The sequence below is a fragment of the Microbulbifer mixtoriginis (SeqCode) genome (genome assembly GCF_052467945.1).
Genome location: NZ_CP174328.1, coordinates 2,461,227 through 2,477,042 on the forward strand (window position 1 = coordinate 2,461,227; position 15,816 = coordinate 2,477,042).

Annotated in this window: 12 protein-coding genes; 5 read left to right on the forward strand and 7 right to left on the reverse strand. The window is 48.7% G+C overall.

Going from position 1 to position 15,816, the window contains the following annotated elements:
• Nucleotides 1–6: 6 nt before the first annotated feature.
• Nucleotides 7–690, forward strand: coding sequence for a ChrR family anti-sigma-E factor (locus ACJJIJ_RS10840; RefSeq protein WP_252082294.1), 684 nt, complete (start codon nt 7–9; stop codon nt 688–690).
• A gap of 112 nt (nt 691–802) precedes the next feature.
• Here ACJJIJ_RS10840 and ACJJIJ_RS10845 read toward each other — a convergent pair whose 3' ends face one another.
• Entirely contained in the window at nt 803–4,315 is a 3,513-nt protein-coding gene (locus ACJJIJ_RS10845) for an indolepyruvate ferredoxin oxidoreductase family protein (protein ID WP_444937398.1), read from the reverse strand.
• 569 nt (nt 4,316–4,884) lie between these two features.
• Between ACJJIJ_RS10845 and ACJJIJ_RS10850 the strand changes: the two genes are divergently transcribed.
• From ACJJIJ_RS10850 to ACJJIJ_RS10860, 3 genes are all read left to right on the forward strand, one after another.
• Nucleotides 4,885–5,367 carry an Lrp/AsnC family transcriptional regulator gene (locus ACJJIJ_RS10850; protein ID WP_152456185.1) on the forward strand — a complete coding sequence of 161 codons (483 nt, stop codon included), beginning with the start codon at nt 4,885–4,887 and terminating at the stop codon, nt 5,365–5,367.
• Between the two features lie 253 nt (nt 5,368–5,620).
• On the forward strand, nt 5,621–6,061 hold the full coding sequence (locus tag ACJJIJ_RS10855; protein WP_444937399.1) for a hypothetical protein: 441 nt from the start codon (nt 5,621–5,623) through the stop codon (nt 6,059–6,061).
• Between the two features lie 96 nt (nt 6,062–6,157).
• Nucleotides 6,158–6,940, forward strand: coding sequence for an alpha/beta fold hydrolase (locus ACJJIJ_RS10860; protein WP_444937400.1), 783 nt, complete (start codon nt 6,158–6,160; stop codon nt 6,938–6,940).
• Nucleotides 6,941–7,005: 65 nt separating this feature from the next.
• Here ACJJIJ_RS10860 and ACJJIJ_RS10865 read toward each other — a convergent pair whose 3' ends face one another.
• From ACJJIJ_RS10865 to ACJJIJ_RS10890, 6 genes are all read right to left on the reverse strand, one after another.
• Nucleotides 7,006–8,667, reverse strand: coding sequence for a D-arabinono-1,4-lactone oxidase (locus tag ACJJIJ_RS10865; RefSeq protein WP_444937401.1), 1,662 nt, complete (start codon nt 8,665–8,667; stop codon nt 7,006–7,008).
• A gap of 57 nt (nt 8,668–8,724) precedes the next feature.
• Nucleotides 8,725–10,593, reverse strand: coding sequence for a carotenoid oxygenase family protein (locus ACJJIJ_RS10870; RefSeq protein ID WP_252082304.1), 1,869 nt, complete (start codon nt 10,591–10,593; stop codon nt 8,725–8,727).
• A gap of 781 nt (nt 10,594–11,374) precedes the next feature.
• On the reverse strand, nt 11,375–11,839 hold the full coding sequence (locus ACJJIJ_RS10875) for a GNAT family N-acetyltransferase (RefSeq protein WP_252082306.1): 465 nt from the start codon (nt 11,837–11,839) through the stop codon (nt 11,375–11,377).
• A gap of 396 nt (nt 11,840–12,235) precedes the next feature.
• A complete protein-coding gene (locus ACJJIJ_RS10880) occupies nt 12,236–13,009 on the reverse strand; it encodes a hypothetical protein (protein WP_444937402.1) in 774 nt (257 codons plus the stop codon).
• A 197-nt stretch (nt 13,010–13,206) separates the two neighbouring features.
• Nucleotides 13,207–14,382 carry an aminotransferase-like domain-containing protein gene (locus ACJJIJ_RS10885; RefSeq protein WP_252082310.1) on the reverse strand — a complete coding sequence of 392 codons (1,176 nt, stop codon included), beginning with the start codon at nt 14,380–14,382 and terminating at the stop codon, nt 13,207–13,209.
• A 1-nt stretch (nt 14,383) separates the two neighbouring features.
• Nucleotides 14,384–14,596: a GntR family transcriptional regulator gene (locus tag ACJJIJ_RS10890; RefSeq protein WP_252082311.1), complete on the reverse strand. Its 213-nt coding sequence runs from the start codon at nt 14,594–14,596 to the stop codon at nt 14,384–14,386.
• Nucleotides 14,597–14,753: 157 nt separating this feature from the next.
• Here ACJJIJ_RS10890 and ACJJIJ_RS10895 point away from each other — a divergent pair, with 157 nt between their 5' ends.
• Nucleotides 14,754–15,644, forward strand: a complete 891-nt coding sequence (locus ACJJIJ_RS10895) for an EamA family transporter (protein WP_444937403.1) — start codon at nt 14,754–14,756, stop codon at nt 15,642–15,644.
• Nucleotides 15,645–15,816: the final 172 nt, after the last annotated feature.

Genomic DNA, 15,816 nt, shown 5'->3' on the forward strand with positions numbered 1-15,816 from the left:
CGTCCAATGATTCGCCATCACCCGGATGAAAACCTTCTGTTGGAATACGCCTCAGGCAGCTTGGCCAGGGGCCCCAGCCTGGTTGTTGCAGCCCATGTGCAGATGTGTGCTGATTGCCGATCCCAGTTGCATACCCTGAACAATCTCGGTGGCTCCCTCCTAAATGGGAGCCCGGCGCAGCCATTGCAAGCCAACGCCTTCGAGCGCCTGATGGAACGCATCAGCCAGATTCCGGAGAAAATCCTCCACAAAAGTGAAGAAAGCTCCACCCCGGCCCCGGTCAGCAGGGAACCGGCTATGGACCACTTACCCAAAGTGTTAAATAAATTATTGGCCAGCAATCCAAACAGGCGCTGGAAGACCCTGACTCGCAACCTACAAATATGCCGGCTCAAGTCTGGACAGAGAGAGTATGAAGTGGCTTTTCACAGCCTGCGCAGCGGCAGCGGACTACCGAAACACGATCACCGTGGGCGGGAATTCGCCCTGGTACTGCACGGCAGCTTTTCCGATCACAACGGTATCTATGGGCGGGGGGATTTCGTCCTGCGCGAGCCGGGGCAGGTACACAGGCCCATCGCCACTCAGGACATGGACTGCCTGTGTTTTTCCGCAGTAGAAGCTCCGGTTTCACTCACTGGGGTCCGCGGTCTGTTTCTCAATCCGCTGATCCCATTTCGGCCGGGTTAGACCCGATAGATTTTGCCTCCAGGTACACGGTAAGAAATATCACTGGCGTCCCTGCCATACATCCATTCCTTACTTATTTCCGATGCACTATTTCCGTTGCTTACCCAGGGGCTCAGGAAACCGTCACCGGCGCCTGCTCCTTGTTCCCCGCGGTAAACTGGCTGAATAACTGCTGCCAGCGCTCCTGTACCTGGGCAAATTTCTGCTCACGCACATGCCCGTAACCGCGCACTTGCATAGGAATTGCCAGCAATTCCTGGGCTTCGGCAAGATTGTCAGCGCTCAGCTGAGCCGCTACCGATTGTACCGCTCGCGCCACCTGGCGTGCCCAGTCCCGTTCGGCGCGGCGCTCTTCGGTGTAGCCAAACACATCCAGCACGGAACCACGCAACGCTTTACCACGCGCCAACAATGGCATTAAGCGGCCCATCCAAGGGCCAAACTGCATCTTGCGCACCCGGCCACTGGCATCGGGGCGTGCCAGCAATGGCGGGGCCATATGGAACTTGAGGGAATAATCACCGCTAAAAGTCTCGCGCAACTGACGCTGGAAATCCTCGCCGCTGTACAGGCGCGCTACCTCGTACTCATCCTTATAGGCCATGGCTTTGAACAAGCTGTTGGCTGCAGTGCGGGTCAATTCCCCCGTCGTGCCGGCAAGAGCCAGCTCCGCTCGGTATAAATGCTCGATACCCTGTGTGAACTGGTGAGCGTAAGCGGCATTTTGATATTCAACCAGCTCGCGGCTCAAACGCGCGATCAATTGCTCCACAGATTCCTGCGGCTCGATCATTTTTACGGGCTGCGCCGGTACCGCCAGCTTTTCTATCGCCCTCGGATCCGTCGCCAACAAGCGCCCTGCACGGAATGCGCGAAGGTTATTTTCCACCGCCACACCATTCAGTTCGATGGCCCGCTCCAGTGCCGCCTCACCAATTGGCAGCAGTCCCTTCTGACAGGCGAAGCCCATAATCATCAGGTTGCTGGCAACCGTATCGCCAAACAGTGCCTGTGCGTACTTATTCGCATCGAAGGCGAAATACTCGGCACAAAGGGACTCAATACTCTGTTGGGTGGCATCCGCCGGGAAAGCTAGTTCGTTGTCTCGCACAAAGGCCGCCACCGGCACCTCGGCCGTATTCACCAGCGCACGCATTTTGCCCGTGGCAAATTTCGGGCGCTGGCCCGCAGCGGTGACCATATCGCAACCGAGCAGCAGCTCAGCGGCGCCATCGCGGATACGCGCAGTAGTAATGGCTTCCGGGCGTGCACCCACTTTTACGTGGGCGACCACCGCACCATTTTTCTGTGATAGGCCGGTGAAATACAGCGTGGTACTGCCCTTGTCTTCCAGGTGCGCGGCCATACCCAAAAGTGCCGCCACAGTGAGTACACCGCTGCCGCCGATGCCGGCCACCAAGATGCTAATAGGTTGTTCCAGGGCTGCCACCGGCGCTGGCGGCAAATCGACGATGGCAGAATCCAGGGACTCGGCCAGAGACTGAACCGGCGGTTTCTTCAGCTCACCACCCTCGATGGTGACAAAACTAGGACAGAAGCCATCGGCACAGCGCATATCTTTGTTACAGCTGGACTGATTGATCTGACGCTTGCGGCCATAGGGGGTTTCCAGGGGCTCCACGGCGATACAGCTCGACTGCACACTGCAATCACCACAACCCTCACACACGCGCTGGTTAATCAGTAGGCGCTTGGGCGGATCCACCATCAGTTTTTTCTTGCGGCGCCGGCGTTTTTCTGCGGCGCACACCTGCTCGTAAATAATGGCGGTGACACCCGGCGTTTCACGCAGACGGCGCTGGACGGCATCCAGCTCTGAACGGTCTAACACTTCCACTTTCGCCGGCAACTGGCCGCGGTGCTGATGCCAGTAATCGGGGTTTTCACTGAGCAGAACCACCACCCCAACGCCTTCTGCCAGCAGCTGCGCGGCCAGACTTGGAGCGTTTACCTCGCCATCGGCAGGCTGGCCACCGGTCATAGCCACCGCATCGTTGAGAAGGATTTTGTAAGTGATATTGACCTTACTGGCGACTGCCTGGCGAATCGCCAATAAACCGGAGTGGTTATAGGTACCATCTCCCATATTTTGGAAAATATGCTCGGCATTCGAGAAGCGGTGCAACCCCACCCAATGGGCGCCTTCACCGCCCATATGGGAGTAAGTATCGGTGCGCAGCCCCTTGCCCAGCGCCATGATATGACAGCCAATGCCGGCACTGCCGAGGCTGCCCTCCGGCAGTTTGGTGGAAGTATTGTGGGGGCAGCCAGCGCAGAAAATTGGCTCCCGCGCCAACAGGCCTTGTGCTCGCTGAGGTACATTGCCTCCCAATTTTTCTGCCAGGGGGATCAAACGCTGTGCGAGGTCAGTATCTGCCAGCCAGCGGGTAATCGCCTTGGCCACCTGATCTGGTCCAAAACCCCAGATCGCCGGCAGCAGATCTTCACCATTGAGGTCCTTCTTACCGACCACTTTCGGGCGGCGGTTGTCCTCCCAGCCATACAGTAGGTTCTTCAACTGGTCTTCCACCAGCGGGCGTTTTTCCTCCACCACCAGCAGCCGTTCCATACCGTCGGCAAACTCACTGATACCGCGAGGCTCCAGGGGCCATGACATCGCCACCTTATAAATGGCAATGCCCGCCTGGCGCAGATCTTCCTCGCTCAGGTTGAGCAGTTGTAACGCTTCCAGCAAGTCCCCATGGGCCTTGCCCACAGTCACGATTCCAAAGCGCTTGCGCTCGCTTTCATGCGTTGTTTTATCAAGGCGATTGACATAGGCAAAGGCCTGCGCCGCCGGCAAACGCTCCTCCAGCATACGGCGCTCGTACTCCAGGCGCTCAGCGGGCCAATTCAGGTGCGGGTCATAATTCAAGCCATGGGCAGGAATGGGGAAGTCCGCCGGAATAGTGAACTGTGGCAAGCTTGGAACCACCAGAGAGGCACCGGCCTCTACCGTTTCGGTAATGGCCTTGAACCCTACCCACAGACCGGAAAAGCGCGAAAGTGCAATACCAGCGAGACCGAGAGTAAGATACTCGTCGATACTGGCGGGAAACAGCAACGGCATCATTACCGATTCAAAAATCTGATCGGTGTTGTGGGAAAACATGGAGGACTCAGCGGTGTGGTCATCGCCACACAATGCCAGCACACCGCCGAGTTTGGCGGTGCCCTGGATATTCGCCTGGCGAAATACATCCGCAGTGCGATCCACCCCGTGGCCCTTGCCATACCAAATGGAAAAGACCCCATCGCGGGTAGCCTGCTCTCGGTAGTGATCGACTAGCTGGGTACCCCAAATGTTGGTGGCCCCAAGGTCTTCGTTAATACCCGGTTCAAAGTGGATATCGTGCCCAGCGAGTAGCTTCTTATGACGCCAGAGCGCTTGGTCGTAACCGCCGAGAGGGGAGCCCCGATAGCCGGAAATAAAGCCCGCAGTATTCAGGCCAGCCAGCTCATCCATACGTTTCTGCATGAGCGGCAGGCGCACCAGCGCATCAATACCAGTCAGAAAGACTCGGCCAGAATCACGGGTAAATGCGGCTTTGAGAGAATACTCGGTATCAAAGCCCAGCTCCTGATCGCCTTCGACCATTGCCATGGGTACCACCTATTAATTCATTATTGCTTTTCTTTTGCCCGGTTTGATGACGATAGCCACGGTGCCACATTTCTCTCGGCACCTACTGAAACAGCTCAAAGCCAAACCGAAGCATCTGCTTACTAGCCGCTAAAATTAACACCGCCCGGCCGGGCAGGTCATACCAAAATAAGCCTGGCTAGGGCATAATACGGACACAACTCGCTAAAGATCACAAACTACCAGCAACAATTCACTCAAAAAGTCAGTTTTTTAGGGATTCATCGAATAGGCCCTACACGGGGGTGTCACTGTAAGAGACGCAGAATCTACCCCTACACGTAACCACCTTCCTAGTTTGCAAGTCGGTTACAGGAAAGCTGAGTGAACGAGTAGGTGGTGGCTGGTCACTCAGCACAGATCTAGTGAGCGGATATTGATAACAAAGAATAAACGGTTTCACGGCGCAGTCATAAAACAGGATAATTGCCCAGAAAGGACTCAACCGGGATGTTTTGTCATGCCGGCATGGCAGTGAAGCAGCCGGATAATCCGGTGTTCGTTCAGAGAGAAGAGATACGGAAAAAACCATGGCCTATTTACTGGATGCCATCGATAAAAAAATCCTGGAGATCCTCCAGGAGGATGCCACTATTCCCAATATTGAGCTGGCAGAAAAAGTCTGCCTTTCCCCCTCGCCATGCTCGCGGCGGGTCAAAAATCTCAATGAACAGGGATTTATCAAGCGCGCCGTGACCCTTTTGGAGCCCGAAAAAGTAGGCCTTCCAGTTAGCGTCTTTATTCAGGTAACCCTCAACCACCAAGTGAAAAAAGAGCTACAGGATTTTGAATCTGTTATCGGCCAATGGCCGGAGGTTATGGAATGTTACTTAATGACCGGTGACTTCGACTACCTGCTCCGCGTGGTTGTTCCCAACCTACAGGCCTACCAGGAATTTCTCGATAAAAAACTGACGGAGTTACCGGGTATTGATCATATTAAGAGTAGCTTTTCCCTAAAACAGGTACGTTACCGCACTGAATTACCGTTGGATCAGTTGTTGGAAAAATAAATTAGACAGAAATACCCTTCTGCCATTGTCCTGATAAATTTTTAAGGCAATCCTCCAGTTTAAAGCGCCTGAGTTATACCCGGGCGCTCTCGCGATGCAGTTCGTTTATTAATCTTGCTCTTGTTAATGGGGTCCATCAGGCTAACTCATTGAGAGACGGACTCTCATAGATCATTGAATTATCAATATACTTGGTCTGGGAAAAGCTATCCGCAAAAAAGAATATGAATAACTGGTGTTTTAAGGGAAGTCATTGAAAGCAATAATCAGAAAGATCTTACTGGCCACGTCAATTGTAGGCGGCTCTATTGGAAGCATTATGGTTGCAGCAGATACCATGATTTCACGAGAATTAACATTCAATAAAGTAATTGGTAGCAGCCTAGTATTTGCCTTTTTTGTATACTCAGTATACGCGGGCATAAAATTTTTGAGACTCCCTTCAAACATTAAGCACCTTGAGCGGGTTTTTATCGCACAGATCCCCTGGATCACATCTCCTATTCTGAGTTTTAAACTTGCCACCGGAGTAGGCGCATCCTTTTTATTGATATATCCACCCTTCAGTGATACATATCGCCTGAGCATCGGTGCTGAATACTCACTCTCCCCATTAAGTGAACAAACCTGGGGGATTGGAGTAAACTTGGCCGCTATCAGCTTCTTGGCCCTTATCAGACTTTACAAAGAGTAAAACTTTAAGGCATAGAAGCGCAGACCCAAGCTATTAGCGCTCTCTAATTTAGAGAGTGAAAAGTTAGAAATAAATAATAAAATTTATATACCAAAGATGAAGCACTCACTAGAAAAACCTAAAGAAACTGTCCTCTTTCTTCATGGTGCACTTGCCGATGAAAGAATGTGGGAACCACACCATCGTATACTCGCAAAAGAATACAGGGTTGCTTCTCTTACCCAAAGACATTTTGGTGTTGATAATAAAGGCTCGAGTGGAAGTTTTGGCATTGAAACTCATGCCAATGATTTAATTAATTTCTCAGCCACGCTTGGCGATGGCCCCATTCACTTGATCGCCTGGTCTTATGGTGCTGATGTTGCCTTAAGCGCAGCAATAAAAGCCCCCAAATTGTTCAAAAGCTTATTTATCTATGAGCCTGGCTATCCAGGACATCTGGATGCCAAGAAAATGGAGGCGTTTATGCAGGATGCCGAAGCCATGTTTGGCAAGGTATTCGAAGCGGTTGACAATGGTGAGCTTGAGGAGGCTGTGGCGTTTCTTATTGATGGTTCCGGGAACAGAGCTGGCTATTTCTCTTCACAAGCACCAGCACTTCGGGCCCAGCAACTGGAGAATGCTCACACCCTGCCCTTACAACTCTCTCAAACTGAAAAGCCCTGCCTGGATAAAGAGCACCTGTCGAAAATCCAAATCCCCACTACGATTGGATACGGCAGTAATACCAGAAATCTCTTTCAGATAGTATCCAAATCCGCTGCCAGTCACACTCCTTCATCTAAATTATTGCAAGCGGCTTCAGAAAATCACATGTTGCCAATAGAAAATCCAGAAAAGTTTTGCCTGTATATTAAAGAGCACCTTTCAAAGAATTAACACTCAATCATCAATAAAATAAAAAGGAGTGGTGAAACCACCACTCCTTTTGTATCAATACAAGCCTAATCTTTCTTACATATCCGCGCCTCGGAATACCAATTACCTGCTTGGCAAGTTGCCCCTTGCTCACAATGTGCATCGGTTCTGCAATAGCACTGACCGTCAGCATTACATTGAGGCGTTAGGTAATTCTCAAGAGGGTCTTGGCCACTAACCCGCTGCCAGAATGGATTGGTAAAGACATTCTCAGGATCCAATTCCGCCTTGGCATCAAGGAACTGAGACCATTTCGGGAAGCGCGAGGGCATATCCTCAAAAATAGCCACCGAATTCTTACCCCAGTGCGGTCTGGCGCCATATTTGCGCAGCGACATCTGCTCAATTTCCAGGTTTACAAAGTAGTTTTTAGGCACGGCCTCACCGCGCTGGCGCAGAGTATACTCGATACCTACAAAAGCGGTGTCGCGCCCAGCACTCATTCCCAGATAGCTATCGGAGGCCTTACCAAAGCGGAAGTAAATACCGTTCAAGGGAAAGCAGGTGCGCTCACTGTGGGTAATAATCTGGCGCACATCGGCAATCCAGTTGGGCAGCTCCTCAAAAGGTATGGCCACTTCCTGCAAGGCAATCGGCAACTTATCCCAGACACAATTGTTCGGCTCTTTACAGACAAAATGCTGCATCAGATCCGCGTGCCCCGTGGGCTTGATGAATTTCTTTAGACCGGTATTTACATCGCGGAAATAAGAACTGGAGCGGGCCGTATATCGCAGAGATGCGGCAAAGCACTGCAGGGCAGCACTGTCGGCTTCATGCAAGCTATCAAAAATCAGGCCAAAGAGATACTCGGAAAAATCCGAGACATCAGCTTGAGCGTTATAAGCATTGCCCCGGGTGTCCAAAGGAACCTTATTATAAGTAGTAACCGTATAGCGGCCGAGACCTGGGAACCAGGCAATATTTGCGGAGTGGTTATCCCGAGCCAAGCCCAAAATGACATTCTCCAGATCGCTGTCATCCCGGTGTCCCTTCACTTTGGCTTGTACCTTGTAGCCGGGTTCGGCTTCAATAGTCACTTCCACCACAACCCCCAAAACACCAAGGTTAACCCGCGCAGCATTGAGTAGTTCACCAGTGATTACACGCAGATTCCCCTTGCCATCAACGAGCTTTATCTCGGTGACATAGTCAGAAATCATATTGCTTTTCTGAGTAAAGGTGGATCCATGAGTGCCGCTGCCAAGCATCCCGCCAATCGAGAAGATCGCCAGCTCAGTAACCATCGGTACACTGAGTTCATGCTCACGCAAATAGGCTGCTAGATCATTAAAACGCATACCAGCTTGAACAGTTACCAAGCGGTTTTCTTTATCCAGGCTAACCACCTGGTTCATATTTTCCAGAGTGATTTGCACTTCGCCGTTGCCCGCACAAGCCGCGTCTATCTGGCTGTTAAAGCGCCGGGTACCGGTCATGACCTTGCGCCCCTGAGCGGCAGCATCGCGCACTATCGACTGTACCTCAGCGATTGTTGAAGGGTCATGAATAACACCGGGAAAACAATCCTGGGTGTCCTGATAGTTTTTCAAAACCTCAGGTACATCAATGGGGGGAGGTAACTGCTCCGCCGAAGCCCCCGCAGCAAAAAACAAACCTGCCGCACACAAGAAATTGGTAGCCCGGCGCAACAAATGACTTCGCCCGGAGAGAAGTGGATGGTACATGCCTTTGCTTCCTTGTTGTTGCATTATTGAGTTGTTGTATTTCAATTAATGAAAAAATTAACCAAATCTAGGTAATAGCTCCCGATCGATTATTTCCTGAACATTGCGACTGTGATCAGGCGCTTTACTGCGCAGGAAATCCCCATATCCAGAACGGTAAGCCATAGCTGGACGGCGACCTATAGAGGGCACCCACAGGGCATGGTTAGTGGTAGCAAATTCCAAAGACTCACTGGCGAGGATACAGAGTGGCCCCCGGCTGAGTGCGGCAGCATCAAATATCCAGAACTCTTTACCGTTGGATTGCGCACTACTCGGATTTTTCCGAACAACCGCAGCAATTAGATAACCATCATTCTGCGCGGTGGATCCAGGCCGTGCCATAAACTGCGGAGTCCGCATCACACAGTCATCGGGGAACTGATAAGCATCGGCAATTTGCATGCGGGTGCAATCCATATGCACCAAAGCAGATGGCTTACTTTGCTCGGGCATATCCCAATAACTATAAAAACGTTCTGGGTAATTGCGGTATGCCCAGGAAACGCGCATAGAAACCAAATCTGGGCGGTAGCCCACCGCAGCCCAATACAGATGCTCAAATGTCTCTGGAAACTGAAAGTGCCCTCGATAAGCTGGGTCATTCATATCCCAAAGGAGGTTTTCATCGCGGATAACCCGGTAATCGTCTTTGATCTCCCGTGCAAAGTCAGACGTTACCTGAATTCTAGCCCGCACCAGACCTCCAACATCCACAGGCGCCGCCGGATAGCCGGACAACCACTTGGGCACTAGCCCACCCTCTTGGAATATTTCATAGCGGAACAGCTGTTCAGACTTGTCCATGGCTCCCATATACTGGCCATAGAGAGTGATTTCACCGGCACTGTCGTCATAGTTGCAAACAATATCGGAGGTATCAAAGCCCAGCTCCAGGTAGTCAGCAATAATATCCTCACGCCCAGGTACCATATCCGACTTGCGTATCACCCAACAGCGAGTTTTGTGTTCCTGCGGCAGTACAATATGGGTACCGAGAATACGAGTGGATTCGACCCTCGCCGCGGTCTCAAAAATAATGACATGGTTACGAGTAACCCCCAGGGAGTGGGAACTGGCCGCGATATAAGCGTTATTTCCCTGGCGATCACGAATATTCCAGCTTTTGAAAGCCCCCCGCTGATCCCAGGAAATCAAGCGAATAAAGCCCGAGCGACCGGAGTCACCCATATTGCCACCATAATTGATGGTAATGCACTCACCGGACGCCAAATCAAAGAAGGGGTGACCAGTAGTGCGAATTTGTGGGAACAACCACTTCTTTGGCGTTAGGTTATCCAACAGAGGAGGAAGACTGGATTCCCACTCTCCCACCTCACCAATAGGGGTTATCATTTCCAGAGTGGTAGCATCGAACTCATAGGGCACCCCCCCCTCATAGCTCATCGCAAAGCGGTTTTCCCCCATATAATTGGGGGCCGTATTGCAATAATTCATAAAGCCAAGATTTGGGCTGGAATAGATAGTTCCCCCCAGCAAATTAAACTTATCGAAACCACTCAAATCTTGCTCCTGCATAATTGCAGAGGCGGTTCTGATCATTTTTCGCGTATAAGCCACACTGCCATTACTGGCTCTACCACTGAAATCCAACCGGGTAAGCGCACCTTTTCCATTTGGAGTCAAATGGTTAGGAGCGAGAGGAATCCCCTCGGCCATCAACAAATGGCCGGTAACATCATCAGGCAAGTTACCTTGAACCACCTTAAGGAAACCGGAAGAATCCTGCAGGCTGCCATCCATAATCGACTTTGGGAAGGTGGAATCCTCTAGGCGATTACTTGCCTGAGCTGTAGAACTGGTCATACCAGCCAGTGGCAGTGCCGAAAGAGCACCTGCGGCTTTCAGAAGATCGCGACGTTTCATTATTTTCCTTGTAATAAAAACGGCCGACTGCTTTAACTGACCTTATGTTTATAAATTTAGCGCAATGTATTCATATTTGACTTTTAACACCCTTTTCACCAAGCGATATTTATTTATTATTTCCCAGCTTGGCGAGCACACCAAAGGTGAAAACATTTAAACCCGAGCGGCAGTTAATTATATTAAACCGCAAAAATCAAGAACGAGATGATGACACTGTTAACCAGTTTTTCCGTAAAACATAAGCGCCCTACAGAACTAAACAGTCAGGCAAAATAATATCAATAAAACATCTACTAAATCATATTTCCGAGCGTTATCTCAGACGGAAATGAGAATCTTTTTCAGTACTTATTGTAATTCCGAACGTCTAGGTTAGAAAATCTCAAAGAGCCAAACTCTATTTTTATTACAACCACCAGAATCCCCTAAATATTCATCACTAAAAAATCGTGCAACTTAATGACGCCACAACGATTCATTCAACCTTAAAGACTAAAACAGGGAGTTTTTCACCACCAAACAAATATTTACATTAATCGGCATAGCATATATTCCCCGTCCACTCTCAACGATCAATGTTATAGAAGTATTATTTGCAGAAAGCTTGTTGAGGCACCCTTACAAAGTCCTAAATTTAAAGGATGAGAGCGAATTAATATAAACCTTCCCACCTTAATACACATCGATTTCTCAGCCTATATAGGGCCCGATACAATCAATAAAAACCGCAAGGAAAATAGACATGCAGAAGGTACCTAACTTTACAGAAAAATAAGGACTATAATTCCAGCTTCAACCTCTCCCCATTAGAGTTATCTGAAAATCCTTCCCGACGATAAAAATCTACCGTCCTGCTCCACTTGTCTTTCTCTGGTGTACTCACCTCCAAACGTGGCCACCCCTGCTCTCTTGCAAACTGAACCACTCGGTCCAGCATTTTTTTACCAATCGACTGACTTCGGTATTCAGGTTCTACGTAAAACTCTTCAATTACGCCATAATACCCTCCAGCATAAATAGCTGCAGACCTGGAAACTGTAATAACAGCAACAATCTCACCCTCAACTCTATAAAGAAAAGCATTATAAGCACTCTCCCTTACCAGCAGCTTGTTACTTACCTCAATGAGTTGATCAGGTTTGATTTCACGCTTATGCCCCACCAAAGCCATTAATAGTTTGGCAACTAGATACGCTACTATATCGGCATGCTTTGGCGTGGCAGTTATTATTTCTCCCTGCATACTTCTACTCCCTGAATTTATTTACCAAAAAAAAAGAACCTTCAAAGGCTATTAAATGTGATCACATTTTCAGGCTATCAGCCAAAAGCACTTATAGTAAGGGGAAACAAATACTGCCCCTAAAATCAATGATCAGCGAAAGGAGTATTTTTCAGAACAAGGGGAAAGACGGTAACCAAAGCTTCTCAGGAATTACCTTCATACTGAGTAGCTGAAACCAATTTATTTATTCCCTCAGCTTAAAAAGTTAGAGAATACTTTGAAATGGGGCCAGGGACAGTTAAGCGTATTGGAGAACAAAAAGTCTATCTTATTGAGCCAAGTAAAACAGGGAAATATCACAAAGACACAAAAAAAAGCTCCCACTTGAGGAGCTTTCACAACCATCAATACTTATCAGTCCCAGCGATTAAATACCACATGCATTCCGTGGTTGTCATCACTAACAAATACGAAATAACCTGCATTGGTATGCCTGGAAGCACATATTTTAGTACCGCCAGAGGTCTCAGAACACTCCATTTTATTGGCTTCAATACCTATCGTTTCATAGGCACATTGATTAGATTGTCCCGCCAGATTTTGCACCAGATCACGTGTAGTTCTAGCCAACACAAATCGATAATCACCAAAGTAACGGTAATTATAGGCATCCAGGTAATACGCCTGGGAATCCACACCAGACTTTAGAAGGTCTGAGTAACACTTCGCAGGATTGGTCATCCACAGCATGTCCATGTCATTAGAGGTGTGAACTGCAGGCCAGTTTTGCTGGTCATGCTTGGAAAGGACTACATTGGTGGAATCAACGTAGTCTTTTACAACAACATAGTCACCTTCATCACTTTCTATACGGCAAACTGGCGCACCACCGATAAAATCATCACACTGTACATCATCTAATGTGATTTGAGTGGTCGAAGTGATACAGCTAGAGGCAAAGTTTTTTGCCCAGTTTTTCACCGCGGTAACGGCATACTCGCGCTTATCTTCAATTTCATAGTAGAAATCTGAAAAAATGCGATACACCTCACGGTCATTTGTATTGCTCTGAGTCGCAGCCTCGGAGCATTGGCTAAAATTCGGCAAATCAAACGTTGCGTTGGCCTGTGCAGGAATAGCAGCAGCAACAGCCATAACTACTACAGATAAGGATGCAATGGTTTTCATTCGAAATCCTCCATGAACTTACTCTCTCAAAATCGTCGCGGATTCTAGCAAAGGGAAGCCATCGAATGAAACATTTTTGTAATATGGTGACAGAGCAGCCATTGCTAACTAAAGTTGATCCCTCTGAAGTCAGTAGCTACTTGGTGCAGGCACATAACAATAAACTTAAGGATGCCTTCCGGACTAAGCTGTATAGCTTATGCAGCAACACTTCGATTGATCAGTTCGACCAACTGCTCCAGCTGTTTTTTTGCCTGGGAATACTCACCATTATTATCCCTCAATGGAAAACCACAATTAATCCTCAAGCAGTCTTTATAGTAATTCAAGGTACTAAAGCATACTCCGGTTCGGATATCCAAGAGTTGCCTCTTTAAAAGAATCGCAAATTCATCCTCATTTAACCCGGGAACTTGAAGCCATAAAACCAATCCTCCTGTTGGCATGCTAATCCGCACCTTTGGGATGAGATGGTCGGTCAGGAAATTAAGATACTGATCAACTTGCTCCCGCAACAGGGGTCTCAATGTCGCCAGGTGCTTAGCATATTGCCCACTACTGATAAAATCAGCCAAGCTCAATTGGAGTGGTGAATTTACCCCCAAGCTCTCGAGTTGACGTTGCTGACTGTAATCATTTAAATATCGTCCAGGCAAACACCAACCCAGTCGATAACCAGCACTCAGTGTTTTTGATATAGATCCACACCATAATAAGTATCCCCCGGTATCCCAATGGTATGCAGGGAGTGGAGGGGCTCCCCGGTGATCTAACTCATGGTAGACGTCGTCCTCGATAATCGGGATTCGGTATTTATTCGCTAACCCAGCCAGCTGCTGTTTCTGTTCGACACAGAGACTAATACCGGTTGGGTTCATATGGCTAGAGCTAAAAAGCCCAGCCCGAACACCGCCTTTTTGCATCTGTAACTCCATCTGTCGCAAATCTAAACCATCCATTGTGGATGGTATCTCTACGACAGTCCGCCCCATTCCCTCGAGGAGCTGAAGTAAACCGCTATAGCAAGGAGAGCTGACCGCTACTGCATCCCCAGGTTTTGTCGTTACTTCCAGTGCTGTACGTACAGCATCAAGACAGCCATTGGTTATCACCAGATCAGAAGCTTGGAAATGGAAACCCGAAGCGCCAAAGTGCTCACTGAGAGAACGACGCAAAGGCAATTCTCCTTGCACATTAGGATAAAGACACACCCGGCTCCCCTGGCTACGTGAAGCGCGACGTAAGCTTCGCTCTAACTTAGAAACAGGCTGCAACTCTACAGATAACTGAGTTATTCCCAGTGGGCCTGGCTCCTCCGAATGAAAGAAATGATCCGCAATCGGTGTCGTAGTCTGGCAAGAAAAAGCGGGCATCTCAGGAGACCCAGAAACATCCAAAGGTTTTCTTACATAAAAAACCTGACTGCGGTAAAGCCTGAATCCATCCCGTCTCCTCCAGATAACGATAACAATTCAATGCGGTAGTCAGGCTAACCTCATTTACCCTAGCAAGCTGACGTAGAGAAGGAAGCTTTTGTCCTGGCTGCACCTTTCCCTGGCGAATATCTTCCACTAAATGATCAGCCATTTTCTTGTACCGCATCATACTCCCCAAACTCAATTAACCTTCCAGCCCCTTATTGGGCAGAAAGTAACAAACTGTATACTTTTTTTAATTGAAATCTGTATCTGTCCCTAACCTCAGAATGCACAGAAACTATCCCGATATCAATGGGACAGTAGTTATGAGATACAAAGATTTGAGCCTTGGAATTTTCGTGATGGCTATTTGGGGAGTCAACTTTATTGCCATTAAAGTGAGTACGACAAATCTCAATCCACTACTAGTTACCGCGCTGCGCTTCACTCTTGCAGCAATACCGGCCATTTTCTTTATTCCCAAGCCGCCCGTTGCCTGGCGCTATATCCTCAGCTATAGCTTTGTCTTTGGCACAGGTATCTGGGGACTTGCTACTTGCTCACTTACTGCTGGGCTCTCTCCAGGTATGGCATCACTGCTGCTCCAGCTCAATGCAGCTATTAGCGTATTACTTGGCTGGCTGATCCTTAAAGAGACGGTCAGTGCACAAAAAATATTGGGAGCCAGCCTGGCAATCTTAGGATTATGGATTGCTTTCCTTATTGAGGATGGCAGTGTCAGCCCCCTCGGGGTGGTGCTAGTGATTCTGGCAGCAACTTGCTGGGGTATCAGTGGTCTGATTGTCAAAGCGGCCAATACCAAGGAGGTTTTCGCTTTTATTGTTTGGAGCCTTCTGTTTGCTCCCATCCCTTTACTGGTTCTTGCGTTGGCTCTGGAAGGTAAAGAGGTTTTAAACAACCTTATTAAAATTGATAAGCTTACCCTAGCCTCAATTCTATTTCAGGCTTGGCCCACCACCTTACTAGGCTATTGGATTTGGAATCGTTTGGTTGTCACTTACCCTTTATCGACTATCGCTCCTCTTACCTTACTGGTACCAATTTTTGGTCTCCTAGCTAGCTGGCTTGTTTATCAAGAGCCTCTGGGGATAGTGAAAATCTGTTCAAGCTTATTGATCATTTCTGGGCTCATTGCGGGAGTCATAAAGTGGGATAAAGTGAAATTGAGCAAAAGAAGCAAGCAAATGTGCCCATAAATATTCAATAAGGTTTTAGAGTAATTGCGGATTGGGCCTCCCAACCCGCCCTCACCTCCGCCACCTAGGGCAAACAAGAAGGCGTAGTAAAGAAGTATTTTACCTCGTAATCACTACAATTCTCTGTTGAACAGAAGAAACGATAATTAGAACCGAGATTCCCCACCAATAT

What these genes read in the sequence shown, in the direction of transcription:
- ACJJIJ_RS10840 (WP_252082294.1), top strand. Translation starts at nt 7, where the DNA reads ATGATTCGCCATCACCCGGATGAAAACCTTCTGTTGGAATACGCCTCA.
- ACJJIJ_RS10845 (WP_444937398.1), bottom strand. Translation starts at nt 4,315, where the DNA reads ATGGCAATGGTCGAAGGCGATCAGGAGCTGGGCTTTGATACCGAGTAT.
- ACJJIJ_RS10850 (WP_152456185.1), top strand. Translation starts at nt 4,885, where the DNA reads ATGGCCTATTTACTGGATGCCATCGATAAAAAAATCCTGGAGATCCTC.
- ACJJIJ_RS10860 (WP_444937400.1), top strand. Translation starts at nt 6,158, where the DNA reads ATGAAGCACTCACTAGAAAAACCTAAAGAAACTGTCCTCTTTCTTCAT.
- ACJJIJ_RS10865 (WP_444937401.1), bottom strand. Translation starts at nt 8,667, where the DNA reads ATGTACCATCCACTTCTCTCCGGGCGAAGTCATTTGTTGCGCCGGGCT.
- ACJJIJ_RS10870 (WP_252082304.1), bottom strand. Translation starts at nt 10,593, where the DNA reads ATGAAACGTCGCGATCTTCTGAAAGCCGCAGGTGCTCTTTCGGCACTG.
- ACJJIJ_RS10875 (WP_252082306.1), bottom strand. Translation starts at nt 11,839, where the DNA reads ATGCAGGGAGAAATAATAACTGCCACGCCAAAGCATGCCGATATAGTA.
- ACJJIJ_RS10880 (WP_444937402.1), bottom strand. Translation starts at nt 13,009, where the DNA reads ATGAAAACCATTGCATCCTTATCTGTAGTAGTTATGGCTGTTGCTGCT.
- ACJJIJ_RS10885 (WP_252082310.1), bottom strand. Translation starts at nt 14,382, where the DNA reads ATGCCCGCTTTTTCTTGCCAGACTACGACACCGATTGCGGATCATTTC.
- ACJJIJ_RS10890 (WP_252082311.1), bottom strand. Translation starts at nt 14,596, where the DNA reads ATGGCTGATCATTTAGTGGAAGATATTCGCCAGGGAAAGGTGCAGCCA.
- ACJJIJ_RS10895 (WP_444937403.1), top strand. Translation starts at nt 14,754, where the DNA reads ATGAGATACAAAGATTTGAGCCTTGGAATTTTCGTGATGGCTATTTGG.